The following is a 26,086-nucleotide window of genomic DNA, read 5'->3' on the forward strand; positions in this document are numbered from 1 at the left end:
CGGGTAAGCGTCCGATACACAACGGAGGCCGCTCGACGCGCAGTTGATGGCCTCAACCCGCTCCTACACTGATGAGGGCGGGTGAGGGCGCGCGTGACGTTCGGGGGAGACGATCACTGTGGGGCCGGAACAGGGACAAGTGCGGGTGCTGTCCAAGGACGGGGTCCTGTACGGCGCGGGAGTGCTCGTAGCGCCCGCCGGGCACGGAGTCCACGTACTGACGTGCGCGCATGTCGTCGCCGCGGCGCTGGGACTTCCCGGCCCGGGACGGCAGACCGGCATGGAAGGCCCCGGGGGCCTTCTCCCGGACGGCGGACTGCTCGTCGATCTGCCGGGCCGAGCCTGGTCGGCTGTGGTACGCCTCGTTCCCGGCGGCTGGTTCCCGCCACCACCGCTGGACCGCGTCGTCCCCGGCCAGGAGCTGGCGGACTGCGGCGACCTCGCCGTACTGGCCCCGCACGGTGACAGCCCGAGGCTGCGACCCCAAGAGGCACCCCTTCCGCTGGCCGAGTGCGGCCCGGCGGACGAGCGGCGGGTCGCGATCATCGGCTATCCGCGCGGATCACCCGCTGGACTCATCGCGACGGCCCGGGTGACCGGGCGTGGCGGGCCGTGCCCGGAGTGGGTCCAGCTCGACGGTGTCCGGATGACCGGCGCGGTGGTCGAGCGCGGATTCAGCGGGGCCGCCGTTTGGGACCCGGCGATCCGACGGGTCATCGGACTGGTCACCGCGGCCGCCAAGGACCGTACGGTCAAGGTCGCCTGGATGCTGCCCATGGAGGCCGCGGCACGCCTGTGGCCGCCCCTGTCCGGCGCCCTGCGCGCACCTGCGCCACGCCCCTGTTCGCCACCCTCGATGGAGGAGTCCTACGAACTGGCCGAAGCGTTGCTCGACGTCCCGCAGATCGGACACGACAGCGGGCGGCTCCTGCGCCGGCAGCTCCCCGCCGCGGTCCGGCGCAACGTTCCCGACCACCCCTGGCCCCGGCAGCAGCTCCAGGCAGTCGTACAGGCATGCGCGGAGCAGCCCGGCGGATGCGCGGCGTTACGCGCGGCCGTGGACGGCCTCGGTGGGGGCTCCGCACCGGCAGCGGCGGCGCTGGCCGTACTCGCCAGGGTCTGCTGCTCGGACGGTGAGGCACCGGGAGAGCCTCGATGACGGATACGGAGGCCCTGGTGGGCGGCGCGCGGAGCAACCTGCCGAGACGCGAACTGCCGAGGTACCTGGTGGACGAGGTGGAGAACGTCAGCCGGCTCACCGACCTCGCCGCCTTGCACGACCTGGTCCACCGGTTCGGCCACCGCGTGCGGACGGCCGCCGAGAGCACCGTACCCACGTCCCGCCGAGGGCTGCTCGTCCAGCTCATGGAGGAGCTGTGCGCCCAGCCCACCGGACTCGCGCCCCTCGTGCGCCATCTGGAAGTACGCGAGGGCAACACGCCCGGCATCCAGCGGCTCAAGGCCGCGGTCGCCGCCTGGCAGGTCGAACTGTTCTCCACCGAGGAATGGGACGAGATCTTCGAGCTGCTGGACGGAGTGCAGGTGCCTGACCTGCGGCGCTGGTACTCGGAATTCCTGCACGGCCGCGGCAGGCCGGCCGCTCCCGCCCACTGCACCGAACCCTGGCTCGTGTTTCTGCACGCGGCGTCCCTGAACGCGCGCCCGGGGGAGACCCTGCCGTGCTTCCAGCTCCTGCGCCAGCTCGCCCTGGTCGCCGACAGCGACCAGCACTTCGGGCTCGTGGACTGGGCGGACGCACACGACCCGTACCCACGCGTGAGCGACGGCGACGGCGCCCGGCCCTCGGCGGACAAGACACCGGCCCAGCAGCGAACTGACGTGTGGAGCCCCACGAGTTACCTCGTCATCCGTCTGCGGCCGCTCCTCGACGCCGACCGTGACAGCAGCGCCCTGCTCTCGCACTGGTGGCGCGCGCACCCCGGTGATCAGCAACGCGGCAAGGACAGCCGGATAGACCTGCGGCAGGCCGAGAAGGCCGTACGAGAGCTGATCCACCGGGCCGAGAGCGAGTGGGCCTATCTGAAGACCGACCTGGCTGTCGAGTTTGTTCTTCCGCACACGCTGCTCGATCTGCACGTGGAACGATGGCGCAAGACTTCCTTCCAAGGAGTGGGTGGGGTGTTGGGGGAGGACCATCACGTCGTTGTGCGGAGCCTGGACCGTCACAACCGCCGGGATCTGCACGGCCGTTGGGGCAGCCGCTGGCGGGCGTTCACGGAGGGCCGGGCCGGTCGCGTCCACTGGTTTCCCGAGGACGGCCGTGCCCATCTGCTCTCCGAGCCGCCGCCCGCCGTGGTCGTGCTCAGCGGGGCACCGGAGAGCGCACGGCGCGAAGACGGGGCGCACGGAGGTTCGGACGAGTTGGGAGAGGCGCTGCGTGCCGGTGTGCCTGTCGTCCTCTGGGACCGGAGAGGAAGCTCCGACCCGGCCTTTCGCACCGCACTGCGCGATCTGCTGGACCGTCACGATCCGCGCGGATTACCTGGCGTCGTCAAGGCGTTGCGTATAGCGTCCAGTGACCGCGATGCTGAAGCGGAAACTGTTGTCGGCCGCCATGTCGCTCTGCTGTGGGACGACCCGGACCGGATGCCTGTCGCGCCCGCGGTCTCTCCCATGGTCGTGGAGGAGGGTCCGTGACACTTCCTGACGACGCTCCCAAACAGCAACCCGCGAACTCCTCTGCCCCACTCGACGGCGCACGGCCCCGCTGGTGGATCTACCGCGGAACCGGCGAACCCCTTCGCGACACCACCCTGGGCGAGCTCCTCCCACCACCGCCCCCTTGGCGTGTGTTCCACGGCGCGCCCGTACTCGGCGCGCCCCCGGACGACGAGGCGGAGACCGTCCGGCGGCTCGGCACACACCAACCCGCCGGTTACACCTCGGCGTTCGCCCACCGCGAGGCGGAGATGGTGAACGCCGCGTTGATGCTGCGCCGCCCGCTGCTCGTGAGCGGACGCCCCGGCACCGGGAAGTCCAGCCTGGCCTACCGCATCAGCAGGGAGTTACGGCTCGGCCGCGTGCTGCGCTGGCACATCACGAGCCGCACCACACTGCAGCGAGGGCTGTACGAGTACGACGCGATCGGCAGGGTCCAGGACACGGCGGCCCTGCGCGCGGCCGCAGGTGACACGGTGTCGGAAGACCAGGCGCCCACCACCCCTCCCAGTGTGGGCGACTACATCCAGATCGGGCCGCTCGGAACGGCCCTCCTGCCGCACAGCGAACCACGTGTTTTGCTGATCGACGAGCTGGACAAGAGTGATCTCGATCTGGCCAACGATCTGCTCAGTGTCTTCGAGGAAGGGTCGTACACGATTCCGGAGTTGAGGCGTGCGCGGCGTCGGCATCCCCTCGTGCGGGTGTCGACGGACGATCCCGACGGAGAGGCGGAGATCTCCGGAGGAATCGTCAACTGCCGTGCCTTTCCCGTGGTCATCATGACCTCGAACAGTGAGCGCGAGTTCCCTCCGGCTTTCCTGCGCCGGTGTCTGCTGCTGCACATGCCGGAGCCGAGTGAGGACGACCTGGTGGGCATGATGGCCGCCCATTTCGGTGAGGACATGGCCGAGGAATGGGGCGGGCCGCTGATCGCCCGGTTCCTGGAGCGCAGTCGCGGACTCGGCGGTCTCGCGATCGATCAACTCCTCAACTCCGTCTATCTGGCCACGTCCGGCCGAAGCGAGGTAGAGGACGGTGACCTGCGGAACCTGGTCGAGTCGGTGTGGCACCGGCTCGACGGAACCTCGCCCGGGCTGAGGCAGGAATGACCGGCGATCCGGAGCGGCAGCCCCAACCCGGGCTGTCCTACCTCGAGTTCATGGACGCCGTGTACCTGGCGGCATGCCAGCACGCGGCCGCACCGTACCGGGACTGGCGACCGACGAGACCGCGGACGCCGACGGACACGTCGCCGTACCGCGGCGGGCCGAGTGCCGGGAACGGCGCGCCCGGCGCTCACCACCAGTCTCCTTCCGAGGGCCGGCCGAACGAGCCCGAGACGGATGCCGGCAGCCCCGACGGGGAAATGGAAGACCTGACAGAACAGCGCCCCGCTCGGACCGATCCGACGACCGCGACAGCGGTCACCGCGCCGGAGGACATCACGACGTGGCACGAAGGGCAGGACGACTACAGTCCGTACTCGGGTCCTCAGTGGGAGCCGTCCGGGCCGGCCCCGGCCAATGGCGACGGCTGGGCCGAAGCGAGCGCGGAGGGGCCCTCGGCCACGCGACTCCCGGGCGGCGGTCTCGCCCTGGGGCACGCGTTGCGGCCACTGAGACTGCACCGGCCGGCCACCGAAGCCTGGGAACTCGACGAGGAGGCCACCGCCGAACGCATCGCGGCCGAGGACCTGTGGCTGCCGGTGTGCGGACACCCCGACGAGCGACGCCTCGGACTGGTCCTGCTGATCGACACGGCTCCCTCGATGGAGCTGTGGAGCGAGATGGTCCGGGACTTACGCGATCTGATGGAGCACACGGCGGCCTTCAGGACCATCACCACCGTGCCCCTCGACATCTCCGCGGCGGGAACCGCGCTGCGCCGTCGCGGCAGAGGACGTGCGGCGTCCGAGACCTACGGGCCGGACGATGTGGTGCTCGTGCTCACGGACGGTTTCAGCAAGGCGTGGCGCAACGGCGACGCGGCCGCGTTCCTCTGTGCCACCGCTCGATCCTCACCCACCGCCGTCCTGAGCCTGATGCCCCAGGAGGTATGGGAGTTCACTCTGCCCACCGCGGTCAGGGCCCAGCTGGCCGCCGAACGCGCCGCCATGCCGAACGGGTTGCTGCGGTTGCTGCGTACGAGTGGTTCCGGAGTTGGGCTTGACATCCCCGACACCATGGCTGTCCCTCGAAGCTCCGAAGCCGTACCCGTGCCCTTGCTGGAGCTGGCTCCCGGGTCCCTGGCGCGTTGGGCGCGGCTCGTCGCCGCGTCCGGCGGCACGCACGACGCGGCCGTGCTGCTCACCGGCCCGCGCGGCGACCTCGGAGCGTCACGGCATTCCTCCGGAGCCCTGCTGGGCCCCCTGCCGGGCCGTGCCCGGGATGCCGTACGGCGCTTCACCGCGAAGGCGTCACCCGCCGCGTTCGCCTTGGCCCGCAGGCTGGCCGCAGCCCCCTTGAATCTGCCGGTCATGCGTCTCATCCAGAGATCGCTGCCGGGAGCCGAGGCGTGGAACCTCGCCGAGATCCTGCTGTTCGGGCTGGTGCAGCGAACGGACAGCCGTATCGACTCGGAGGACGCCCAGCAGGTGTCCTTCGACTTCGGAGAGGGAGTACGAGAGGAACTGCTGGGGCTCGGCACCCGAGGCGAGACCATGGACGTACTCCGGCAGGTCTCCGCCCACCTGGGCCCTCGACTGGCCACTTCGGTGGCCGGGGGTGATGCTCTGTTGCAGTGGCGCGTCGACGCCGTCGACCCACCGGTCACCGAGCGCACCAGGCCGTTCGTGCGCCCCCTGCACACCGCCCTCTGCGCCCTCTCAGGGCCCTATCTGACCCGGGCCACCCGGTTGAAGAGGCTCCTCCACGAGGCCGGAGAGCCCGCTTCCCCGGCCAAAATGACACAGCGTTACAGGTCCACTACGGTTGGGGATTCGCCCCCCGTGGCACCACCCTCCGCGTCTCACCGGCAGGAGTCGCCCCCATCGCAAGAAGCCTCAGGAGGTTCCGTGTCCACCGCGTCGCAGTCCGTTCCCTCTTTCGCGCATACGGAACCGCCGCCGCGGTTGTGGGGCAGTGTCCCGCAGCGGAATCGCAATTTCACCGGCCGCGAGGATCTGCTCGAACAACTGAACAGGCGGCTGACCGAGGGAGTCACCGCAGTGCTGCCCGAAGCGCTGCACGGCATGGGCGGAGTCGGTAAGTCCCAGATAGCCATTGAGCATGTATACAGGCGGAGCAGGGACTACCGATTGATCTGGTGGATTCCATCCGAACAGACCAACCTGATCGTGCAGTCCCTGATTGAACTCGGGGAACAAATGGGCCTGCGGGCCGGTGCCGACCGAAGCGCCGTACCTGCGGTCCTGGAGGCCTTGCGGGTCGGAGAACCCTACTCGAATTGGCTCCTGGTTTTCGACAACGCGGAAAATCCGCAGGAAGTCAGGCAGTTTTTCCCCAACGACGGCCCAGGACGAGTTCTGGTGACGTCCCGCAATTCTCAGTGGTCGAGCTTGGCCAATTCACTAGAGGTCGATGTGTTTGCACGTGAGGAAAGCGTCGCGCTGATCAAGCGGCGTAGTCCACAGATCCCCGAGGACGCCGCCAGCAGGCTGGCCGACTCACTCGGCGACTTGCCGCTCGCTGTCGAACAGGCCGCGGTCTGGCTCGCCGAGACAGGGATGCCGGTACACCAGTACCTCGATCTGTTCGAGACGAAGTACGCGGAACTGCTCCAGGTCGATCCGCCCGCGGACTACGACCTTCCCGTGGCCGCCGCCTGGAACGTCTCGCTGGACCGCCTCAGGGAGGACCATCCGGCGGCCCTCCAACTGCTTCAGGTCTGCGCGTACTTCGCTCCTGAGCCGGTCGACTGGGACTACTTCTCGGCGGTACGGGGCGTCGATGCGCCACCGGCCTTGCGGGCGGCGCTCGACGATCCGATCAAGCTGGCCCGTGCTGTGCGGGAAATCGGCAGGTACGCCCTGGCCCGCATCGATCACCGCAAGTCGACCATCCAAGTACACCGTCTCGTGCAGCGCGTCCTCATCGAGCAGATGAACGGCATGGAGCGAGGCGAGATGCGGCACTGCGCGCACCAGATCCTCGCGCACGCCGACCCGAGGAACCCCCAGCGTTCTTCCGAATGGCCCCGCTACTCGGCACTCCTGCCGCATGTGCGCGCATCCGGCATGGTGGAGTGTGAGGACCCCTGGGCCCGCGAACTGGTGCTCAACGAGGCCCGGTTCCTGCTCGCCCGCAGCGACTACGCGGCGGCGCTGGACGCCGCGGAGGAGGCAGCGGGCGTCTGGCGGCGGAAGCTCGGCCACGAGCACGAGCATGTGATCGCCGCGGACCAGGTGCGCGCCGAAGCGCTGCGCTGGCTCAACCGCTACACAGACGCCTACGAGCTCCAGTCCGAACTGGTGGAGCGCTGTCGGCAGGTGCTCGGTGAGCGGGACGAGGCCACCCAACGGGCACTGAGCGTGCTCGCGATCCTGCTGCGCCTGCGCGGAGACTTCTACCGGGCCCGTGAGCTGGACCAGCGGGCCTACGAGACGACGCTTCGGGAGCAGGGCCCCGACGACCCCGGCACGTTGCAGGCGGCACACAACTACGCGGTGAGTCTGCGGCTGGCGGGGAACTTCGAAGAGGCCCACAGGATGGATGAGGACACCTATGAGCGGCGGGTCGAGGTGATCGGAGACGACCACCTGCAGACGCTCAACACCCTGCACTCCGTCTACATCGATCTTCAGGAACTGGGTCAGTTCCGGGCCGCGCTGGACGGACAGGAAGACCTGTGGAAACGGACACTGCGGATGCTGGGCGAGGAACACTCGCTCACGATCTGGGTGGTGCGCGAACTGTCCGTGACTCGCCGCAAGGTCGGTGACCACGCGGGTGCGCTGGAGCTTTCCGCCAAGGTGCTCGACCTGCTGCAGCGCCAACGCGGTGAGAAGTCTCTGGACACCGTGCGCGCAGCGCTGAACCACGCGACCGACCTGCGGCAGTCCGGAGATCTCGCCGCGGCAGCGGAGCTCGGCCGGCAGACGATGCTGCACTGCCGTGAACTCCTCGGGGAGGAGCACCCGCATGCCTACGCCACGGCGACGAACCTCGCGGTCACACTGCGGCTGCTGGGCCAGATCGATGAATCCCACGCGCTGGACGAAGGGGCGGTGCACGGCCTCAGTCGTGTCCTCGACGCGAACCATCCTCGGACGACTCTGGCGCGGACGAACCTGGCAAGTGACCTGTTCGCGATGGGTGAGCTCCAACGGGCCTGCGACCTGGACCGGGAACTGCTGGCGCACAGTGTCGAGACGCGAGGCGAAGAACACCCCTCGACTCTGGCGATCATGCTCAATCTGTCGTACGACCTGAAGGCGTTGGGGAAGACCGTGGAGTCAAAGGAGGTGTACGACCGGGCGCTCGCATCATTCCGCCGGGTGCTGGGGCCCGATCACCAGGCCACCATGGACGCGGCCAATGGAATCCGGGCCAACTGCGACATCGACCTGCTGAGCGTCTGACGCTCGACGGTCCGGGGCCGGGGAGCGTGAGCCGAGCCAGGCGGCGAGTTCCTCCGGCCCCGCGGCGGTCGCACCGATGCGTGTGAGTGCGGCCTGAAGCGCCAGCACCAGTTCCGGGCGTTCCAGGAGCATGGAGACAGCTCCGTTCTTTGCTGTGAGGCCGATGCCGATCCATGAGGCGGGGGACGGCGGCTGGCGCCTGTACTCGTCGAGTGCGGCATCGGTCTCATCGGCCGTCAGGTGCGCGTCCGCGACCGTCGCATCCCTGATTCCCAGCGGGTGCGGTGCTCCGGCGGCGATCTGGGCGCGTACCTCGTCGAAGGCTCTTCGGTCCGTGAACCGGAGCCGGGCGAGCCACATACGGGCTTGTCCCGTTTCGGGTGTCCGGGGAGCGCCCGTGCGATGCGTCCGTAATCGGCCTGCGGGAAGCGTGAGCGGCGGTGGGCGTCCGGCTAGCCAACTGTCGGCGAGTGCGGCCGCGTCCTCGGCATCCACGTCGAGATGCGCGGCTCGCCAGACGGCTCTCAGATCGCGGCAGCACAGCTCCGCGAGTCGGACCGGAGGCCCGTGGGCTGGTTCCGACGCCATGCGGCCGGCTTCCTTCATGAGGCTGGTGACGATCAGCCCGCCGGCTTGGGTGAGGTTTGGCGCGTTGGCCAGGGCTGCGAGCGCGGCCCGCAGTTGCCAGCGGTGCAGCGCACATTCGAACTCCGCCCGGTCCTTGTCGTACGGGCGCCGAGCGTGCCAGAAAGAGGCAACTCCCGCGAAGGCGTGCGCCCCGTACAGCAGCCCTCTCAAGGGACGGGGGTCCCCTCGCCAGGGTGCGAAGTACACGGGCTGGGGGCCCTCGCGTACGGGGACATGCAACGGTGTCAGTTCGGCGACCGCGCTGAGGAGCTGATGCCGTGCTTCATGGATCAGGTTGGCGGCCATGGCCTGCGCGTCGATGGGCAGGGACATGATGACCGCGCCGTAGGAGTCCGGTGCCGTGGCACTGACAGCTCGTAACTCGCTAGGTCCGTCGACCGGTACCACCGTCCGTACAGTGCCGCTCACCAGGCGATGGGCCTCGGGATGCTCACGGCACAGGAGTGCGTCGCTCTCGCGGAGAAGAGCGTGCCAGCGGCGCAGCGTCTGCCGCGACATCTGGGCCGGGTCCTTCACGGCGCGAAAGTCACGGTACGGGCTGAGATGGTCGAGTACGACGCGTGCCGGCCCAGTGGGTCCGTCCCTGCCGATCTGCGGGAGCGGGAACCAGCCTTCGGCGCCACGTGTCAGGTCGCTGGGAAGGCGTATTGATCCGCTGTCTCCGAAGACCGCCGCCCCTTGTGGACCGCATTCCATGGTGACCACGGCCCAGGCGCCCCGGCTCACGGAGCCAGTCACTCCAAGGGAAGGAAGCCACAGTTGTCCCTTCCGTGCCGGTATACGCAGCGTGGCGCGGGTCCCCGCGCGAAGGGCGGCGGCCCCCGCGAGGGCCCCGAGCAGGGTCGCACCGGCCCACTGCGGAGCGTCCCCTGGGGCGGTCGCGACGCCGTGGTTGAGGCGGCGCAGCAGTTGGAAAGCCCAGGCTCCGACCGCCGGGTCGGCGAGGACGGCGTCCACCGAGGCGGGGGTGGAGCGTTGAGTGTGGGCGAGCAACTCCCATGCGGTGGAAGGCCGAGTCGGTGCCTGCGTGCCCCGAGGTCCGCCGTCGTCCGGCTGTCGGGGCGCGTCGAGGATCGCTACGAGGGCAAGCAGCAGACGGCTGCGCTGGGCCGATCGCAGAAGGGCGAGGTCGGTCTCGCTCACGTCGCCAGTGGCGACCGCGGTGAATGTCCGCAGTGGGAGTCGGAACGGCTCAGGGTTGATCAACTGTCACGGGTCGCACCGGTCGGAACCGAAGGCGTGGTTCCGCACAGGGCTGCCATGCCGCTCTCGCACAGCGGTGCGGAGTCGCCTGCCAGCCTGCGGTGCAGGGTGGCGAGTGCCGTCGGTAGGAGACTCATCGAGCCGAGTGCGTCCAAGGGGATGCCTGACAGGTTGATGAGGTCCGACTGGAGGGTCCCTGTGATTTCCGCCGTATCCGCCATGTCTTCCATGGTGGACGAAGCTTCCCCTCGCGGGAAGACCCACAAGTAGCCCTTGACAGCACGTCCCTGCGCCCTCCAGGATCACCTCCGTGAACCTGTCAGACAGCCAGACAGGTGGCTCGGTCCCGCGGCGCGTCAGCGCGATGGAAGCGGTGCTCAGTCATCTGCGGAGTGCGATCGAGCGCGGCGAGTACGCCGTGGGGGACAAGCTGCCGTCCGAGGCGGAGCTGTGCCGGAGTCTCGAGGTCAGCCGACCCGTACTGCGGGAGGCGCTGCGGGCCCTGCAGACGATGGGCCTGACCGTGTCCCGTACCGGCAAGGGAACGTTCGTCGTCTCGAACGGACCGGTCGTCGACCCCACCTTCGGCGACTACGCGGCCAGCGACCTGATAGAGGTCCGGCGCCATGTCGAGATCCCCGTCGCGGGCTACGCCGCCGCCCGCCGCACACCCGAGGACCTCGACCATCTCGCCCACCTGCTCGACCGGATGGAGCACGAGACCGACACCACCGCCTGGGTGGCCATGGACACGCTCTTCCATCTCGCCGTCGCGCAGGCCGCCCAGAACCCGGTCTTCCGCCGCGTCATCGAGGAGATCCGTGACGCGCTGGCCCGCCAGTCCGCGTTCCTCAACGAACTCGGCGGCCGTCGCGAGCAGTCCAACCGCGAACACCGAGCGATCGTCGAGGCGTTGATCGACGGCAGCGAGCGCGACGCGACCGACGCCATGGCCCACCACCTCGACCGCGTCGAGACGACCCTCACCGCGATCGTGCGACCCGAGGGCACCGAAAACACCGACAGCACGGACACCCCCACAGAAGGCGAGACCCCCGCGTGAGCGAGCAGTCCCTCGACGAAGAGATACGGAAACCGGCTGCTCACGTCGACGCCGGAGACGCGGGATACAGCAAGTCCCTGAAGTCCCGGCACGTCAACATGATCGCCATCGGCGGCGCCATCGGCACCGGCCTGTTCCTCGGCGCCGGCGGACGGCTCGCCGAAGCCGGCCCCTCGCTCTTCATCGCCTACGCCGTCTGCGGAATCTTCGCCTTTCTCGTCGTCCGCGCCCTCGGCGAACTCGTCCTGTACCGGCCCTCCTCCGGCGCCTTCGTGTCCTACGCGCGGGAGTTCCTCGGCGAGAAGGGCGCGTACACCGCGGGCTGGATGTACTTTCTGAACTGGGCGACCACCGGCATCGCCGACATCACCGCGGTCGCCACCTACACCCACTACTGGGGCATGTTCTCCGACATCCCGCAGTGGGTGATCGCGCTCATCGCGCTCGCCGTCGTCCTCACCGTGAACCTCATCTCGGTGAAGTACTTCGGTGAGCTGGAGTTCTGGTTCGCGATCATCAAGGTCGGCGCCCTGGTCGCCTTCATGTTCATCGGCATCTTCCTGCTGGCCACCCAGCAGTCCGTCGACGGCCACACCCCCGGCCCGTCCCTGATCACCGACAACGGCGGCCTTTTCCCCAACGGCCTGCTGCCGATGCTGCTGATCGTCCAGGGCGTCGTCTTCGCCTACGCCTCCGTCGAGCTCGTCGGTGTCGCGGCGGGTGAGACGGAGAACCCGGAGAAGATCATGCCGAAGGCGATCAACTCCATCATGTGGCGCGTCGGTCTCTTCTACGTCGGCTCCGTGGTGCTCCTCTCGATGCTGCTGCCCTGGTCGTCCTACAGCGGCAAGGAGAGCCCCTTCGTCACGGTGCTGTCCAACATCGGCATCCCGGCCGCGGGCGGCGTGATGAACCTCGTGGTGATGACCGCCGCCATGTCCTCGCTGAATTCCGGCCTGTACTCCACCGGCCGCATCCTGCGCTCCATGGCGATGTCCGGCTCGGCGCCGAAGTTCACCTCGGTGATGAGCCGCAGCCAGGTCCCGTACGGCGGAATCCTGCTCACCAGCGGTATCTGTGTACTCGGTGTCGGGCTCAACTTCGTCGTCCCCGCCGACGCGTTCGAGATCGTGCTGAACTTCGCGGCGATCGGCATCCTCGCCACCTGGGGCATGATCATGATCTGTCACCTGGTCTTCTGGCGGAAGACACAGGAAGGCGAGCTGGAGCGCCCCAGCTACCGCCTGCCGGGCTCGCCCTGGACCGAGCTCGTCACCCTGTTCTTCCTCGCCTCCGTGCTGGTGCTGATGTACGCCGACGGGGGAGCGGGACGTACGACCGTGATGTGTCTGCCGCTGATCGTGGCGGCCCTGGTGGCGGGATGGTTCGCCGTACGGCGCCGGGTGGCGGACGTACGGAAGTCCGGAGCCGACGCGTGAGCTGCCTCAAGATCCTTGCCGAACAGGGCAGTTCACTGGCCGAGGCGCCCGCGATTCGGGAGCCGCTGCACGCGCCCGTCGCCCAGCTCGTACGCGGTGATGTCATCGAGGGCATCCACTACGGCTCGGTCGTCGTGCTCGGCCCCGACGGCACGGTGGAGCTGCAGATCGGCGACATCGAGGCGGCCTTCTACCCGCGCTCGGCGCTCAAGCCCGTACAGGCGGTGGCGCTGGTGCGGGCCGGGCTGCCGCTCGACGGGGAACTGCTCGCGCTGACCGCGGCCAGCCACTCCGGCGAGGAGCGGCATCTCGCCGGAACGCGGCGGATCCTGGAACAGGCCGGGCTACCCGAGGACGCTCTGCGCAATGTGCCGGACCTGCCGTACGACCCGGTCGTACGGGAGGCCTGGGTGCGCGAGGGGCGGCTGCCGTCGCAGCTCGCGCAGAACTGCTCGGGCAAGCATGCGGCGATGCTCTACACGGCACATCTGAACGGCTGGTCGCTCGGCGACTACCTAGACCCCGCGCATCCGCTCCAGCAGGCGATCGCGGAGATCGTCGAGGATCTCACCGGGCAGGCCGTCGCGGCGGTGACCGTGGACGGCTGCGGTGCGCCCTTGTTCTCCGTCTCGCTGCACGGACTGGCGCGCGCCGCCGCCCGGATCACGACCGCACCGCTCGGCACCCCCGAGGCGCGGGTGGCCGACGCGATGCGCGAGCACGCCGAGATGACGTCAGGTTCCGGCCGTGATGTGGCCGCGCTGATGAGGGCCGTGCCGGGGCTGCTCACCAAGGACGGCTTCGAGGGCGTGCACGTCGCGGCGCTGCCCGACGGGCGGGCGGTCGCCGTGAAGATCGCGGACGGGGCGGACCGGGCCCGGCTGCCCGTGGTCGCCGCCGCCCTCGCGCGCTGCGGCGTCGACCCGGCCGCACTCGCCGAGTTCGCCCAGGCGCCGCTGTTCGGCGGCGGGGAGGTGGTCGGGAGCATCCGGCCGGCCCGCGCACTGGAACCGCTGACCGAGTCCTGATCCGCTCACGCAGGCCTGATCCCTCCCTTCTCCTTCTCGTGAAAGAAGAGCCGCACCGACATGACCGCCGCCGCAGCCCATCGCAGCGAGCACGACCTGCTCGGCGACCGTGACGTGCCCGCCGAGGCGTACTGGGGCATCCACTCCCTGCGCGCCAAGGAGAACTTCCCCATCACGGGCACCCCGATCTCCGCCTACCCGCACCTGATCGACGCACTGGCCGCCGTCAAGGAGGCCGCCGCACGCGCCAACGAGGAACTCGGCCTGCTGGAGCACGCCAAGGCGGCGGCCATCGTCGCGGCCTGCCAGGAGATCCGCGACGGGAAGCTGCACGACCAGTTCGTCGTCGACGTCATACAGGGCGGCGCCGGGACCTCGACGAACATGAACGCCAACGAGGTTGTCGCCAACCGGGCGTTGGAGCTGCTCGGGCATCCGAAGGGCGCGTACGAGTTCCTGCACCCGAACGAGGACGTCAACCTCGGCCAGTCGACCAACGACGTCTATCCGACCGCCGTCAACGTCGCCACCATCTTCGCGGTGCGCGGGCTGCTCCAGGCCATGGCCGTGCTGCAGGACGCCTTCGCCGCCAAGGCCGTCGAGTTCCGTGACGTGCTGAAGATGGGGCGTACGCAGTTGCAGGACGCTGTGCCAATGACGCTCGGTCAGGAGTTCTCGGCGTACGCGGTGATGCTGGACGAGGACCGCAGCCGGCTCGCCGAGGCCGTCGCGCTGATCCACGAGATCAACCTGGGCGCTACGGCCATCGGTACCGGGCTCAACGCGCCCGCCGGGTACGCCGAGTCGGCCCGCCGCCACCTCGCCGAGATCACCGGTCTGCCGCTCGTCACCGCCGCCAACCTCGTCGAGGCCACCCAGGACTGCGGGGCCTTCGTGCAGATGTCCGGGGTGCTGAAGCGGATCGCGGTGAAGCTCTCGAAGAGCTGCAACGATCTGCGGCTGCTGTCGTCCGGGCCGCGCGCGGGGCTGAACGAGATCAACCTGCCGCCGGTGCAGGCCGGTTCGAGCATCATGCCTGGCAAGGTGAACCCGGTAATACCCGAGGTCGTCAACCAGGTTGCCTTCGAGGTGATCGGCAACGACGTCACGATCACCATGGCGGCGGAGGCCGGTCAGCTGCAGCTGAACGCCTTCGAGCCGGTCATCCTGCACTCCCTCTCCGAGAGCATCACGCATCTGCGCGCCGCCTGCCTGACGCTCGCCGAGCGTTGCGTCGCCGGGATCACGGCCAACGAGGACGTCCTGCGCGAGGCCGTCGAGAACTCCATCGGCCTGGTCACCGCGCTCAACCCGTACATCGGGTACGAGGCGGCCACCGGCATCGCGAAGGAGGCCCTCGCGACGGGGCGCGGCGTTGCCGAACTCGTCCTGGAAAAGGGACTGTTGCCTCCGGACCGGCTGGCCGCGCTGCTGCGGCCGGAGGTGCTGGCGGGCTCGCGGGCCAACTGAGACGCGCGGGTGCCCGCGGTGTGCTGGTCGGGCACACGATGATGGCGCGGGCACCCGTGCCCACCCGCCTCGGCGGGGACCGAACGGCAGAATGGTGATCATGGCAGTGTCTTCGTCGTCCTCCACTTTCCAGCCCGTCCTGGACCGCATCGCCGCCGAGATCGAGAACATGCCCGCACGTGGCCGCCCCGCCGACTACATTCCGGCCCTCGCGGCCTGCGACCCGCGCCGGTTCGGTATGGCCGTCGCGGAACTCGACGGCACGGTGTACGGGGTGGGGGACTGGCGGCAGCCGCTCTCCACGCAGTCGCTCACCAAGGTCTTCACCCTCGCCCTCGTCCTGGCGGGCGGGGGCGACGCCCTGTGGGAGCGCGTCGGACGCGAGCCCTCCGGCAATCCCTTCAACTCGCTGGTGCAGCTGGAGTACGAGAACGGCATCCCGCGCAATCCCTTCATCAACGCGGGCGCCCTCGTCGTCACCGACCGCCTCCACACCCAGACCGGCGACGCGGCCGGCACTCTTCTCGACTTCCTGCGCGCGGAGAGCGGCAACGCGCAGCTCGCCAGCAACAAGGACGTCGCCGCCTCCGAGGCCGCCCACGGCGACCGCAACGCCGCCCTCGGCCACTTCATGGCGTCGTACGGAAACATCGGCAACCCGGTCCCGACGCTCCTGGACCAGTACTTCCGGCAGTGCTCCATCGAGGCGTCCTGCGCCGACCTCGCCCTCGCCACCGGATTCCTCGCCCGCCACGGCATACGGGCCGACGGCACCCGCCTGCTGACCAGCAGTCAGGCCAAGCAGGTCAACGCGGTCATGCTGACCTGCGGCACCTATGACGCCGCGGGCGAGTTCGCGTACCGGGTCGGCCTGCCCGGCAAGAGCGGCGTCGGCGGCGGCATCATCGCCGTCGTCCCAGGCCACTGCACGCTGTGCGTGTGGAGCCCGGGCCTGGACGAACGGGGTAACTCCGTGGCGGGCGTCGCGGCCCTGGAGCGTTTCACGACGCTGACGGGATTGTCCGTGTTCTGAGGCGGCTGTTCTCAGGCGGATTCGAAGGATGGTCGCCGTTCGGTCAGACGGCGGTCACATCGCGGCTGCCGATCAGAGGGACGTACGTCGCTTTCCCGCCACCCGGCATTGACAGGCTGCCCGAGTGTTGGCCATGGGTTTCTCCGTCGATCTGCGTCGCTGTCAGGTGCTCGGACTTGTGGGTTCGGGCTTTCTCGCGGCGGGAGGTGAGACGGCCGGGGCCCTGCCGGTACGGGAGCTGCTGGCCCCGGCCTCGGCGCGGGCGGCGCTCGGCGTGGTCGGTGTGTACTTCGGGGTGGTGCTGCTGATCGCCGCCTGGGCTCTGCTGGGCCGGGTGATCCGGGGGCCCGAACCGCCAACTCCGCGCGCGCTGTTGGTCGTTCTGGGGGTGTGGGCCGCGCCGTTGCTGCTCGCGCCGCCCCTGTTCAGCCGGGACGTGTACAGCTACCTCGCGCAGGGCGCCATGGTCGACGCGCACATCGACGTCTACACCCACGGCCCCGCACGGCTCGGCGGGCCGCTCGCCGACGAGGTGGCGCCCGTGTGGCAGCACACCGCGACACCGTACGGCCCCGCCTTCCTCGCCGTCGCCTCCGCACTTTCCGGGCTGACGCGGGGCGAAGTACCGGCCGGGCTGTTCGGGATGCGGGTGGTCGCGGTGCTCGGCGTGGCGCTGATGGCCGCCGCCCTGCCGAGGCTCGCCCGGCACAGCGGCGCCGACCCGGCCGCCGCTCTGTGGCTCGGCGCGCTCAACCCGCTCGTACTGCTGCACCTTGTCGCCGGCGCGCACAACGACGCCATCATGCTCGGGCTGCTCGGCATCGGGCTGGTGGCCGCGCTCGGCCGCTGGCCCGTCCTCGGCGCCGTGCTCGTCACGCTCGCCGCCCTGGTCAAGGTCCCGGCCGTACTGGGACTCGCGGCTGTCGTGGCACTTCAAGTGCGCGCGGGGCGCGGCCTGTTGAAGGCCATGGTGACGACTGCGACCGCCGCGCTCGCCACCACCGTCGTAGCAACTGCCATCGCCGGTACGGGATACGGCTGGATCAGCGCCCTGAAGACACCCATTTCACCGCACAACTGGTCGCCCACCAGCGTCCTCGGCCGCGCGACAGGGTCCCTCCTCGAGGACCTGGGCAGCGACCTCGCACCCCTCGCCCTGCCCGCCTGGCACGCCCTCGGACTCGTGGCCACGGTCGTCGTCATACTCGCCATATGGCTGCGCCGCCCCCGGCTCAGCCCCGTCTACGCACTCGGTCTCAGCCTGGCGACGGTGGCGGTCCTCGGTCCGGCCATCCGGCCCTGGTACGCCCTGTGGGGCCTGTTCCTCATCGCCGCCGCGGCACCGAGCACCTCCGTACGCCACCGGGTCGCCGCTGTGACCGGAGTGCTCGCGCTCGGCGTCCTGCCCAGCGGCAGCCCACCGGACCTGGAGCAGCTGGTCCTGGCCGTGTCGGGCGGCGTGCTCGCGGTGGTCGTGCTCTGGCAGGCCCACCAGACGTCGAACGCGCCGGTCCTGGAGCGCACCGCATGAGGCTTCCGCGTACGCAGCGGGGGCGGCTCGCCCTCGTACTGGTCCTCGTCGCCGCCGTGACGGTCTTCACCGCGACCGTGCCGCTGCTGCGCGGCTGGTTCGACCTGCGGGTGTACCACGGGGCCATCGACGCCTGGATCCATCACGGCGGCCGCATCTACGACTACCACGTGCCGGGGACGACGTACGGCTTCACCTATCCGCCCTTCGCGGCCGTCAGCATGGTCCCGATGGCGCTCCTCGGACTGCACGCCGCGATCGCCGTCGGACTGCTCCTCAATCTCGCGGCGACAGCCGTGGTCCTAGGCATTCTGGTCCCGCGCGAACTGCGCCGCCGGCACGGCTGGTTCGGGTCCGCCGTGGCCGTCTGCATGCTGGCCATGTTCGAGCCCGCCCGTGACACCTTCAGCTTCGGCCAGGTCAACCTTCTGCTGCTGGCCCTGGTCCTCAGCGACGCCTGGCTGCTGTTCACCGGGCGCGGTCGCTGGGCGGGCGTGGGCATCGGTCTTGCCGCAGCGATCAAGCTCACGCCCGCGATTTTCATCGTTCTGCTGCTGCTCGCCCGGCGTCCTCGCGCCGCCGCGGTCGCGGCGGCCGTCGCCGCGACCGCCACCGCTACCGCGGCCTGGGCGGCACCGGAGCCCTCCCGCTTCTACTGGACCGAGGCCGTCTGGGACACGACCCGCATCGGTCGCCTCGACTACGTGTCCAACCAGTCCCTGCAAGGCGTACTGGCCCGGCTCGCCGACCCCGCGGAACCGAGCCGTATCGTCTGGGCGCTGGCCGCTCTCGCCGTCCTGGGCGTCTGGGCCTGGCGTGCCCATCGAGCCGTCGCCGCCGGTGACCTGATGGGCGCGTTCGCCCTGACCGGGCTCGTCGCCTGTCTGGTCAGCCCGATCACCTGGGTGCACCATCTCGTGTGGCTGCTGCCGTCCTTCGCGATCCTCGTCGAGGAGGGGCTGAAGCGCCGGCGACTGCTGTGGGGGGCCGCGGGCGTGTCGTACGTGCTGTTGTGCAGCAGCGTGGTGTGGCTGTGGTTCGACGACGCGTCCGGCGTCGACGGCTTCCTCGGCAGCAACATCTACGTGTGGATCACCCTCGGCCTGCTGTTCGCCCTGCCCGTCGGTCAGACACGCGTGAACCGTCTGCCGCGCAGCACCACGGCTACGACACCCGCACCCAGACAGGCCGCCCCCGAGATCGCTCCCGCCGCCGCCCACCGGTCGGACCCGTCGGCGACCACCATGGCCGCGGGCGCGGGGGCCGGGCCCGCCTGCGGCACGGCACGCGAGGGCACCAGCGAACCCACCGGCTTGACACGCCCGGCGGCCTCGAAGCCCCAGTCGAGCAGCGAGCGCGCCTCTTCGTAGACGGCGAGGCCGCCGCCCGTCCGAGGGTTCATCACCGTGACGACCAGGGTGCGCCCGTCCCGGCGCGCGGCGGCGACGAGGGTGTTGCCCGCCTTGGAGGTGTAACCGTTCTTGATGCCGATGAGCCCCCGGTAGGGCTTGACGCCGTCGGCTCCGGTCAGCAGCCGGTTGGTGTTCCGGATGACGTACGACCGGCCCTTACCCGGGAATTTGGCCGTCACGGTGGCGCAGTACCGCGCGAAGTCCGCGTTGCGCAGCCCGGCCCGCCCGAAGACAGCCAGGTCGTACGCGGACGACACCTGGCCCGGCGTGTCGTATCCGTCGGGCGAGACGACCCGCGTGTCGCGGGCGCCCAGCGAGCGGGCCTTGGCCTGCATCTGGGCGGCCGTGGCACGCCAGCCGCCGTTCATGGCGGCCAGGACGCGCACGGCGTCGTTGCCCGAGTTGAGGAAGACGCCCCGCCACAGATCGGAGGCGCGGTAGGTGCGCCCCGCCTCGACGCCGACCAGACTGCTGCCGGCCCCGATCCCCTTCAACTCCCGGGCTTTGACGGTGTGTTGGACCGCCGCGGGCAGCGCCGGCAGCACGGTCACCGCGAACAGAGCCTTCAACGTGCTCGCGGGCGGCAGCTTGCGGTGCGCGTTGTGTGCGGCCAGCACCTCACCGGTGCCCGCGTCGGCCACCAGCCACGACCGGGCGGAGAGTTTGGCGGGCACCTTGGGCACCCTGGCGCTGAGCCGTACCTGCGTCCCGGACCGGTACAGTCCCGTCGGCCGCGAGGCCGCCGGGCGCGGCACGAGCGGCTCGGCGCCGGCAGACGCGGTGGAGACGTCGGCTCCGGTGCGTGCCGCGGCTGGGCTCGGTGTGAAGGCCAGCGCGCCGGCCAGCCAGGCGGCGGAGCAGCAGACGGCGACACGGCAAGAGAGTCCGAAGGTCATACCGCAAACGTAGGAACGCGCGGGGGACATCCCCGGTTACCGAGGCCGAGCCGCGGCATGGAGCACCCAGATGCCGCAACGGGGCGTCGAGCGTCGTGGTACGGCCCTGCGGGTGGGGGAGGCTCACCGGCCTCCGGGCACGGTCGGCTGGACCTGCCGCAGAAACGTGGCGTTGTCCGGCGTGTCCCGCATCCTCTCCAGCAAGGTTTCGAGGCCCGGCTGCGTGTCGCCGCGGGAGTGCAGGGCGCGTCGCAGCCCTCGTACAGCCGCCAACTCACTTGCCGGAACCAGGAGTTCCTCGCGGCGGGTGCCGGACGGGGTGATGTCGACGGCCGGATAGATCCGCCTGGACGCGAGCGCGCGGTCCAGGCGCAGCTCCATGTTGCCGGTGCTTTTCAACTCCTCGAAGTAGAAGTCGTCGGCGCGCGAACCGGTCTCCACCAGCGCCGTGGCGAGGATCGTGAGCGAACCGCCCTCCTCGGCGAGGCGCGCGGCACCGAAGAGCCGCTTGGGCCCGGCGAGCGCGGCGGCGTCGACACCGCCGCTGAGGGTGCGGCCACCGGCGGCGGCCGCGTTGTTGTGCGCCCTGCACAGCCGGGTCAGCGAATCCAGGAGGATCACGACGTCCTGACCCGCCTCGACGAGCCGCTTGGCACGCTCCACGGCCAGCTCGGCGAGCGCGATGTGCTGCTTCGGCGCCCGGTCGAAGGTCGAGGCGAGCACTTCACCGCGTACGGAACGCCGCATGTCGGTGACTTCCTCGGGTCGCTCGTCGAGCAGCACCACCATCAGATGGCACTCGGGGTGGTTGCCGGCCACGGCGGCCGCCAGCTGCTGGAGCAGCACTGTCTTGCCGGTCTTCGGCGGGGCGACGATCAACCCGCGCTGGCCCTTGCCGATCGGCGCGACCAGGTCGATGACCCGGGTCGTCAGGCCGCCCGCCGGGTGCTCGAGCCGCAGCCGCTCACGCGGGTGCAGCGGGGTGAGGTCACCGAAGTGCGGGCGCGAGCGCAGCTCTTCGGGCCTGCGGCCGTTGACGCGCTCGATCCCGGTGAGGGCGCGCTGCTTGCCGCGTACGGCTGCGCCTACGCCTTCGACGAGGTCGCCCTTGCGCAGGCCGTACCGGCGGATCAGCGTGGCGGGGACCTGGAGGTCGGTGGACTCGGGCAGGCAGCTTGCGGCGCGCAGCTGGCCCTGTCCGTTGGGTGTGATGTCGAGTACGCCGGTGGCCTGCTCCTGTGTGTGCGAAGTGGGCGGGCGTTCGAGTGTGGTGGTCATGTGGGTGGGTCCTTTCACGGACGAATCCATGAGGTCATGGGTCATGTAATGGGTCATGTAGGGGAGAGGCCGGATGACGGGGCGGCATGATCACGCTCCGTACGGCGGAGACATCACCTCTCGTGCGGCGGACGAGAACGCCCATGGCCGTACGTGAAGAGAGGTGGTGCTGAGAAGCTGCTTCGCCGGTCGGGAAGGGACGGGCGGATCAGCTGACTGAGATGAGACTGGCACCGGCGCCCGAGAAGGGGCGTACGCGAGTGCTAGAACAACCGTAGCATGCCAGGATTTTGATCAGCGGCGGGCGAGGAGTCCGTACAAGAGCGGGATGCGCGGGGAGCTGTCCGGCAGGCGCCACCAGCCGGACGGCGTGCGGTTCATCTCGGGCCAGCGGGGCCACGGCAGTTCGTCGCTCTCCCGTAGCCGTTCGATCCGCAGCCCCGCTCCCACCAGGGCGCCCACGACCTCGCCGAGACCGTGCATCCACTCATAGCTGTCGGTCGCACCCTCCACCGGCGGGCCGTCCGTGTACGTGTACCTGCCGTTGCGGTGCACGGCCGTCCCGCGGCCCAAGTAGTCGTGACGCAGCAGGAGTTCGGAACCCTCGCCCTCGGCGGGCTTGGGGCCCAGGGAGTTGAGGAGGGGATGGAACTCCGCGATGTACAACCGGCCCTCCGGACGCAGGAGTTGGGCGACCGTCGCCGCCCAGCGGTCCAGGTCGGGCAGGTAGCACAGGGCACCCTTGCCGGTGTAGACGACGTCGAACTGCCGCCCGCCGAGGGCTTCGACGGCGTCGTACACATTGGCCCGTACATACGCGACGTCGGCGCCCGCACGCCCGGCGATGTCGGCGGCGGCCTTGACCGACGCCTCGGAGACGTCCAGGCCCACCGCCCGGGCGCCGCGATGGGCGAAGGCGATCGTCTCGGCGCCGAGGTGGCACTGGAGGTGGAGCACGTCACGACCGGCCAATTCACCGAGGTCCTCCCACTCCCAGGCAGCGAACCAGCGCTCCGGGTCGAGGGAGGTGTCAAGGCCGTAGAACCGGCTGGCGAGGTGGACGGGTGTACGGGCGTCCCAGTTGGCCTGGTTGGCTTTCATCATCCGCTCGTGCTCGTCGGTCATGGTTGTATCCAACCGTGGACGGGCGCCGGGTGCGAAGGACTCCCCGAAGCTCCCCGGTGCTCCCGGTGTGGCTGCCGTCCGGCAGGACAATCATGGGGAGGTGTCGATTCGGCGCGGGCCCGTTCGTCGGTGGGGTGTCAGGACTCTCATGAGCACAGGAGGAATCATGAAGTACATGCTGCTGGTCTGCGGTGACGACACCGCCGACGCCTCCGGCATGGCCCCAGTCGAACCATGGGTCGAGGAGCTGAGCGCCCAGAAGAGCGTACGGCTGCATGGCCACCGGCTGCGGCGGCCCGCCGAGGCGGTCACCGTGCGCGTGCGTGAGGGCGAAGTGCTGCGCACGGACGGGCCGTTCGCGGAGACGAAGGAGTACGTCGCCGGGTACGACATCCTTGAGTGCGACAGCATGGAGGAGGCCATCGAGGCGGCCGCCAAGCATCCCGTGGCGACCATCGGGGCCATGGAGGTGCGCCCGTTCGGGGAGGACGAGGACGCCGAGGGCGAGATCCGCCGCCTCGACGACGAGCTGACGCTGGCCACGCGCGAGCGGGACATCGACCGGATGGCGGCCTGTTACGCGTCCGATGTCGAGGTCTTCCATCCCATGAGCGGTCTGGAGCAGCGCGGCATCGACGCCTTCCGCAAGGCTCAGGAGTGGTGGTTCTCCACCGTCACCGGGCCCGTGAGCCGTGATGTGCTGGAGTTCCGGGTCCGGGTGGACGAGAGCGTCGCGTTCAGTCACGCGCTCGTCCGGATGCGCGCCACGCTGGCCACCGGGGAGCCGCTGGACAGCACGGTGCGGGTGACCACCGGCTACCGGGCCGCGGGCGACCGCTGGCAGATCGTCCACCAGCATCTTTCGGTTCCGTTCGACGCAGGCGTGGAGGAGGCCCGGTCATGAAGTACGCACTGTTCATCTGCACCCCCGTGGGCGGCGAGGAACTCAGCCCCGAGGAGATCGCCGACGACCCCCGCTTCACCTCGTACATCGAAGAGGTGCGCAGCCGCGACATCGTCAAGGGCGGGGCACGGCTGAGGCCGTCCACCGACGCCACCACCGTGCGCGTCCAGGGCGACGAAGTCCTGCTCAGCGACGGGCCGTTCGTGGAGTCCAAGGAGTACGTCGCCGGCATCGACATCATCGAGGTCGCCGACCTCGACGAGGCCATCTCGCTCGCCTCGAGGCATCCCGCTGCCCTGGGCGGTGGCTCCGTCGAGGTGCGGCCGGTCTGGGAGTGAACGGTTGGGAGTGAACGACGTCGAGGAGGCGGTGGCCGCCGCCTTCCGCGAGGAATGGGGCCAAGTCGTCGCCACCCTGATCAGGGTGACCGGCGACTGGGACCTCGCCGAGGAATGTGCGCAGGACGCCTTCGCGCAGGCCCTGGACCGGTGGCCGCGCGACGGAGTCCCGCGCCGCCCTGGCGCCTGGCTGACCACGACCGCGCGCAACCGCGCCCTGGACGTACTGCGCCGGGAGGCGGTGGGCGCGGCGAAACTGCGGGAGGTGGCGGTGCTGGCGCGGGACGACGGGCCGTACGACCCGGACGACGAGGACGACGAGGACGACAGCGGAGTGACCGACGACCGGCTGCGGCTGATCTTCACCTGCTGCCATCCGGCGCTGCCCATGGAGGCGCGGGTCGCCCTGACCCTGCGTACGCTCGCGGGGCTGACCACGCCCGAGATCGCCCGGGCCTTCCTCGTCCCCGAGGCGACGATGGCGCAACGCCTGGTGCGGGCCAAGCGGAAGATCCGCAACGCCGGGATCCCGTACCGCGTACCGCCCGCCCACCTGCTGCCCGAGCGCACGACGGGTGTACTCGGCGTCGTGTACCTGCTGTTCAACGAGGGGTACGCCGCCACGTCCGGCGCCGATCTGCTGCGTACGAATCTGTGCGCGGAGGCCATCCGCCTCGCCCGCGTGCTGGCCCGGCTCATGCCCGACGAGCCCGAGGCGCTCGGCCTGCTCGCGCTGCTGCTCCTGCACGACGCCCGGCAGGGCACGCGGGTGGACGCGGCAGGCGAACTGGTGACGCTGGAGGACCAGGACCGTACGGCATGGGACCGCGCCGCGATCGACGAGGGCGCCGCCCTGCTGGAGACCGCCCTGCGCCGCGGCCGGCCGGGGCCGTATCAGATCCAGGCCGCCATCGCCGCCTGCCACACCACCGCGGCCACGGCCGAGGAGACCGACTGGGCCGATATCGCCGCGCTGTACGGGGAGTTGAGGCATTTCGTGCCCTCCGCGGTGGTGGAACTCAACCGCGCCGTCGCGGTCGGCATGGCCGAGGAACCGGAGGCGGGGCTGGCCCTGCTGGCCGAGCTGGAGAAGGCGGGCGACCTGGCCGGATACCACCTGCTGCCCGCCACCCGCGCGGATCTCCTGCGGCGCATGGGGCGGACGGGGGAGGCGGCCGAGGCGTACGCGCGGGCGCTGGATCTGGTGGAGAACGACGCCGAGCGGCGCTTTCTTGAGAAACGGCTCGCGGAGTGTCGATCGGCGTAGGGGGCGTTCGTCGGTGGGGTGAAGGGGCCCAAACGACACTGGAGATTCCATGACCGCCACCGTTCCCACCCGCCGCACCAAGAAGCTTGCTTTCCTTCCGCGCCGGCGCCGCCGCGTTCTGCCATCCGGTGCGCCCGGCGGCAGGGGGCCGGGCGAGCCCGACGTCTGGCTCGCGGGCCTCCGCCTGGGGAGCTGAGGGCGTCAGCCGAGCGCGCTGTGGTGCACAAGGGGAGCTTCGCCCCTTGTGCACCACAGCGCGCTCGTGCCTGGCTAAGCTGACCTCGATGTTCACCCCGCAGGGCCCCACGTTCCGCGAGCTCGCCGTTCAGGCGCTGTCGTCCGTCGAGCACGGCTACGACCTGCTCGCGCCGAAGTTCGACCACACCCCGTTCCGTACACCGGACCCGGTCCTGCACTCCGTCGCGCGGGCGCTGGAGCGGATCGGACCCTTCGACAGCGGGCTCGATCTGTGCTGCGGCACCGGCGCGGGCATCGACGTGCTGGGCACGGTGTGCCGGGAGCGGATCACCGGCGTCGACATCAGCGCGGGCATGCTCGCCGTGGCCCGCGAACAGACGCGTCCCGGCGGGCCCCCGGTGGCGTGGGTACGCGGCGACGCCCGCGCCCTGCCGTTCGGGCCGGCCTTCGACCTGGTGGTGAGCTTCGGGGCGTTCGGCCACTTCCTGCCGGGCGAACTGCCGGGCCTGTTCGCCCAGGTGCACTCGGTGCTCCGGCCCGGCGGACGGTTCGCCTTCCCCGTCGTGGCCCCGGCCCGCCCCGGCTCTCCCGGCTACTGGGCCCTCCTCGCCTTCGACACGGCCATGCGGGTACGCAACGCGGTGTGGCGCCCCCCGTTCGTCATGTACTACCGCGCCTTCCGCCTCAGCGACGTACGCCGCGAACTGATCCGCGCCGGCTTCATCGTGGACCTGCGCACACTCCCCGAGTTCGGTCGCAGAGAGGACGGCAGCCCGCGCTGCCGGTTGGTGGTGGCGACGCGCCAGGGGTTGGGGACTGCTGCCGGTGTGCTGAGCGAGAGTGACTTCTGGTGAGCGTGAGTGAGCGCCAGGGCCGGATGTGGTTGGCTGGCGCCTCCTCTGGGACGGTCTTCCCAGTACTGGCGTGCGTTCTCGGTCTCCGTTCTTCGGGAGGGGAACGCAGATTCTTGGGTCGAATGGGTGACCTTTGTCGGTGGTGCTCGTTGACTGCCGTGACAGAGATCTGCCAGGC

Annotated in this window: 20 protein-coding genes and 1 pseudogene; 16 read left to right on the plus strand and 5 right to left on the minus strand. The window is 70.1% G+C overall.

The features are described 5' to 3' along the window. The first annotated feature begins 118 nt into the window (after positions 1 to 118). From G6048_RS05325 to fxsT, 4 genes are read left to right on the plus strand one after another with little or no spacing between them, the layout of a single operon-like run. Positions 119 to 1,159, plus strand: a complete 1,041-nt coding sequence (locus tag G6048_RS05325) for an effector-associated domain 2-containing protein (protein ID WP_328825678.1) — start codon at positions 119 to 121, stop codon at positions 1,157 to 1,159. Continuing rightward, complete coding sequence (locus G6048_RS05330) at positions 1,156 to 2,658, plus strand: VMAP-C domain-containing protein (RefSeq protein WP_165338265.1); 1,503 nt, start codon at positions 1,156 to 1,158, stop codon at positions 2,656 to 2,658. Before G6048_RS05325 ends, G6048_RS05330 begins: the two co-directional genes overlap by 4 nt. Next, positions 2,655 to 3,791 (plus strand): AAA family ATPase, encoded by a 1,137-nt coding sequence (locus G6048_RS05335; RefSeq protein ID WP_165338266.1) that lies wholly within the window; start codon positions 2,655 to 2,657, stop codon positions 3,789 to 3,791. Before G6048_RS05330 ends, G6048_RS05335 begins: the two co-directional genes overlap by 4 nt. Continuing rightward, positions 3,788 to 8,221: an FxSxx-COOH system tetratricopeptide repeat protein gene (fxsT, locus tag G6048_RS05340; protein WP_165338267.1), complete on the plus strand. Its 4,434-nt coding sequence runs from the start codon at positions 3,788 to 3,790 to the stop codon at positions 8,219 to 8,221. Before G6048_RS05335 ends, fxsT begins: the two co-directional genes overlap by 4 nt. Here fxsT and G6048_RS05345 read toward each other — a convergent pair. Further along, positions 8,126 to 10,012: an aKG-HExxH-type peptide beta-hydroxylase gene (locus G6048_RS05345; RefSeq protein WP_165338268.1), complete on the minus strand. Its 1,887-nt coding sequence runs from the start codon at positions 10,010 to 10,012 to the stop codon at positions 8,126 to 8,128. The genes fxsT and G6048_RS05345 overlap by 96 nt on opposite strands. A gap of 59 nt (positions 10,013 to 10,071) precedes the next feature. Continuing rightward, a complete protein-coding gene (locus tag G6048_RS05350; RefSeq protein WP_165338269.1) occupies positions 10,072 to 10,293 on the minus strand; it encodes a hypothetical protein in 222 nt (73 codons plus the stop codon). An 89-nt stretch (positions 10,294 to 10,382) separates the two neighbouring features. Between G6048_RS05350 and G6048_RS05355 the strand changes: the two genes are divergently transcribed. From G6048_RS05355 to G6048_RS51290, 7 genes are all read left to right on the plus strand, one after another. Further along, positions 10,383 to 11,135: a FadR/GntR family transcriptional regulator gene (locus G6048_RS05355; protein ID WP_165338270.1), complete on the plus strand. Its 753-nt coding sequence runs from the start codon at positions 10,383 to 10,385 to the stop codon at positions 11,133 to 11,135. Further along, positions 11,132 to 12,574 (plus strand): amino acid permease, encoded by a 1,443-nt coding sequence (locus tag G6048_RS05360; protein ID WP_165338271.1) that lies wholly within the window; start codon positions 11,132 to 11,134, stop codon positions 12,572 to 12,574. The genes G6048_RS05355 and G6048_RS05360 overlap by 4 nt, the downstream gene beginning before the upstream one ends. Beyond that, positions 12,571 to 13,602, plus strand: coding sequence for an asparaginase (locus G6048_RS05365; protein ID WP_328825679.1), 1,032 nt, complete (start codon positions 12,571 to 12,573; stop codon positions 13,600 to 13,602). Before G6048_RS05360 ends, G6048_RS05365 begins: the two co-directional genes overlap by 4 nt. Positions 13,603 to 13,662: 60 nt before the next feature. Then, on the plus strand, positions 13,663 to 15,072 hold the full coding sequence (aspA, locus tag G6048_RS05370) for an aspartate ammonia-lyase (protein WP_165338273.1): 1,410 nt from the start codon (positions 13,663 to 13,665) through the stop codon (positions 15,070 to 15,072). A 91-nt stretch (positions 15,073 to 15,163) separates the two neighbouring features. Further along, a complete protein-coding gene (locus G6048_RS05375) occupies positions 15,164 to 16,105 on the plus strand; it encodes a glutaminase (protein ID WP_165338274.1) in 942 nt (313 codons plus the stop codon). Positions 16,106 to 16,238: 133 nt separating this feature from the next. Beyond that, a complete protein-coding gene (gene mptB / locus G6048_RS05380; protein WP_165338275.1) occupies positions 16,239 to 17,636 on the plus strand; it encodes a polyprenol phosphomannose-dependent alpha 1,6 mannosyltransferase MptB in 1,398 nt (465 codons plus the stop codon). Then, positions 17,633 to 19,006, plus strand: coding sequence for a glycosyltransferase 87 family protein (locus G6048_RS51290; protein WP_165338276.1), 1,374 nt, complete (start codon positions 17,633 to 17,635; stop codon positions 19,004 to 19,006). Before mptB ends, G6048_RS51290 begins: the two co-directional genes overlap by 4 nt. A gap of 32 nt (positions 19,007 to 19,038) precedes the next feature. Here G6048_RS51290 and G6048_RS05390 read toward each other — a convergent pair. The 3 genes and pseudogenes from G6048_RS05390 to G6048_RS05400 all read right to left on the minus strand — a co-directional run. Beyond that, positions 19,039 to 19,974: pseudogene (locus tag G6048_RS05390) on the minus strand (D-alanyl-D-alanine carboxypeptidase family protein); the annotation flags it as partial. Between the two features lie 93 nt (positions 19,975 to 20,067). Next, the gene (gene rho, locus G6048_RS05395; RefSeq protein WP_408056115.1) at positions 20,068 to 21,279 is read right to left on the minus strand and encodes a transcription termination factor Rho; all 1,212 of its coding nucleotides are present in this window, start codon (positions 21,277 to 21,279) and stop codon (positions 20,068 to 20,070) included. 237 nt (positions 21,280 to 21,516) lie between these two features. Next, a complete protein-coding gene (locus tag G6048_RS05400) occupies positions 21,517 to 22,347 on the minus strand; it encodes a class I SAM-dependent methyltransferase (protein WP_165338279.1) in 831 nt (276 codons plus the stop codon). A gap of 166 nt (positions 22,348 to 22,513) precedes the next feature. Between G6048_RS05400 and G6048_RS05405 the strand changes: the two genes are divergently transcribed. The 5 genes from G6048_RS05405 to G6048_RS05425 all read left to right on the plus strand — a co-directional run bounded on the left by G6048_RS05405 (position 22,514) and on the right by G6048_RS05425 (position 25,908). Continuing rightward, positions 22,514 to 23,251, plus strand: coding sequence for a nuclear transport factor 2 family protein (locus G6048_RS05405; protein ID WP_165338280.1), 738 nt, complete (start codon positions 22,514 to 22,516; stop codon positions 23,249 to 23,251). Next, on the plus strand, positions 23,248 to 23,589 hold the full coding sequence (locus G6048_RS05410; protein ID WP_165338281.1) for a YciI family protein: 342 nt from the start codon (positions 23,248 to 23,250) through the stop codon (positions 23,587 to 23,589). The genes G6048_RS05405 and G6048_RS05410 overlap by 4 nt, the downstream gene beginning before the upstream one ends. Before the next feature lie 4 nt (positions 23,590 to 23,593). Further along, positions 23,594 to 24,856 (plus strand): RNA polymerase sigma factor, encoded by a 1,263-nt coding sequence (locus G6048_RS05415; RefSeq protein ID WP_206341196.1) that lies wholly within the window; start codon positions 23,594 to 23,596, stop codon positions 24,854 to 24,856. 49 nt (positions 24,857 to 24,905) lie between these two features. After that, the gene (locus tag G6048_RS05420; protein WP_165338282.1) at positions 24,906 to 25,052 is read left to right on the plus strand and encodes a hypothetical protein; all 147 of its coding nucleotides are present in this window, start codon (positions 24,906 to 24,908) and stop codon (positions 25,050 to 25,052) included. Positions 25,053 to 25,140: 88 nt separating this feature from the next. Continuing rightward, positions 25,141 to 25,908: a class I SAM-dependent methyltransferase gene (locus tag G6048_RS05425; protein ID WP_165338283.1), complete on the plus strand. Its 768-nt coding sequence runs from the start codon at positions 25,141 to 25,143 to the stop codon at positions 25,906 to 25,908. The last annotated feature ends 178 nt before the right edge of the window (positions 25,909 to 26,086 follow it).

This window comes from Streptomyces ureilyticus (assembly GCF_011045025.1).
GTDB classification, from domain to species: domain Bacteria; phylum Actinomycetota; class Actinomycetes; order Streptomycetales; family Streptomycetaceae; genus Streptomyces; species Streptomyces ureilyticus.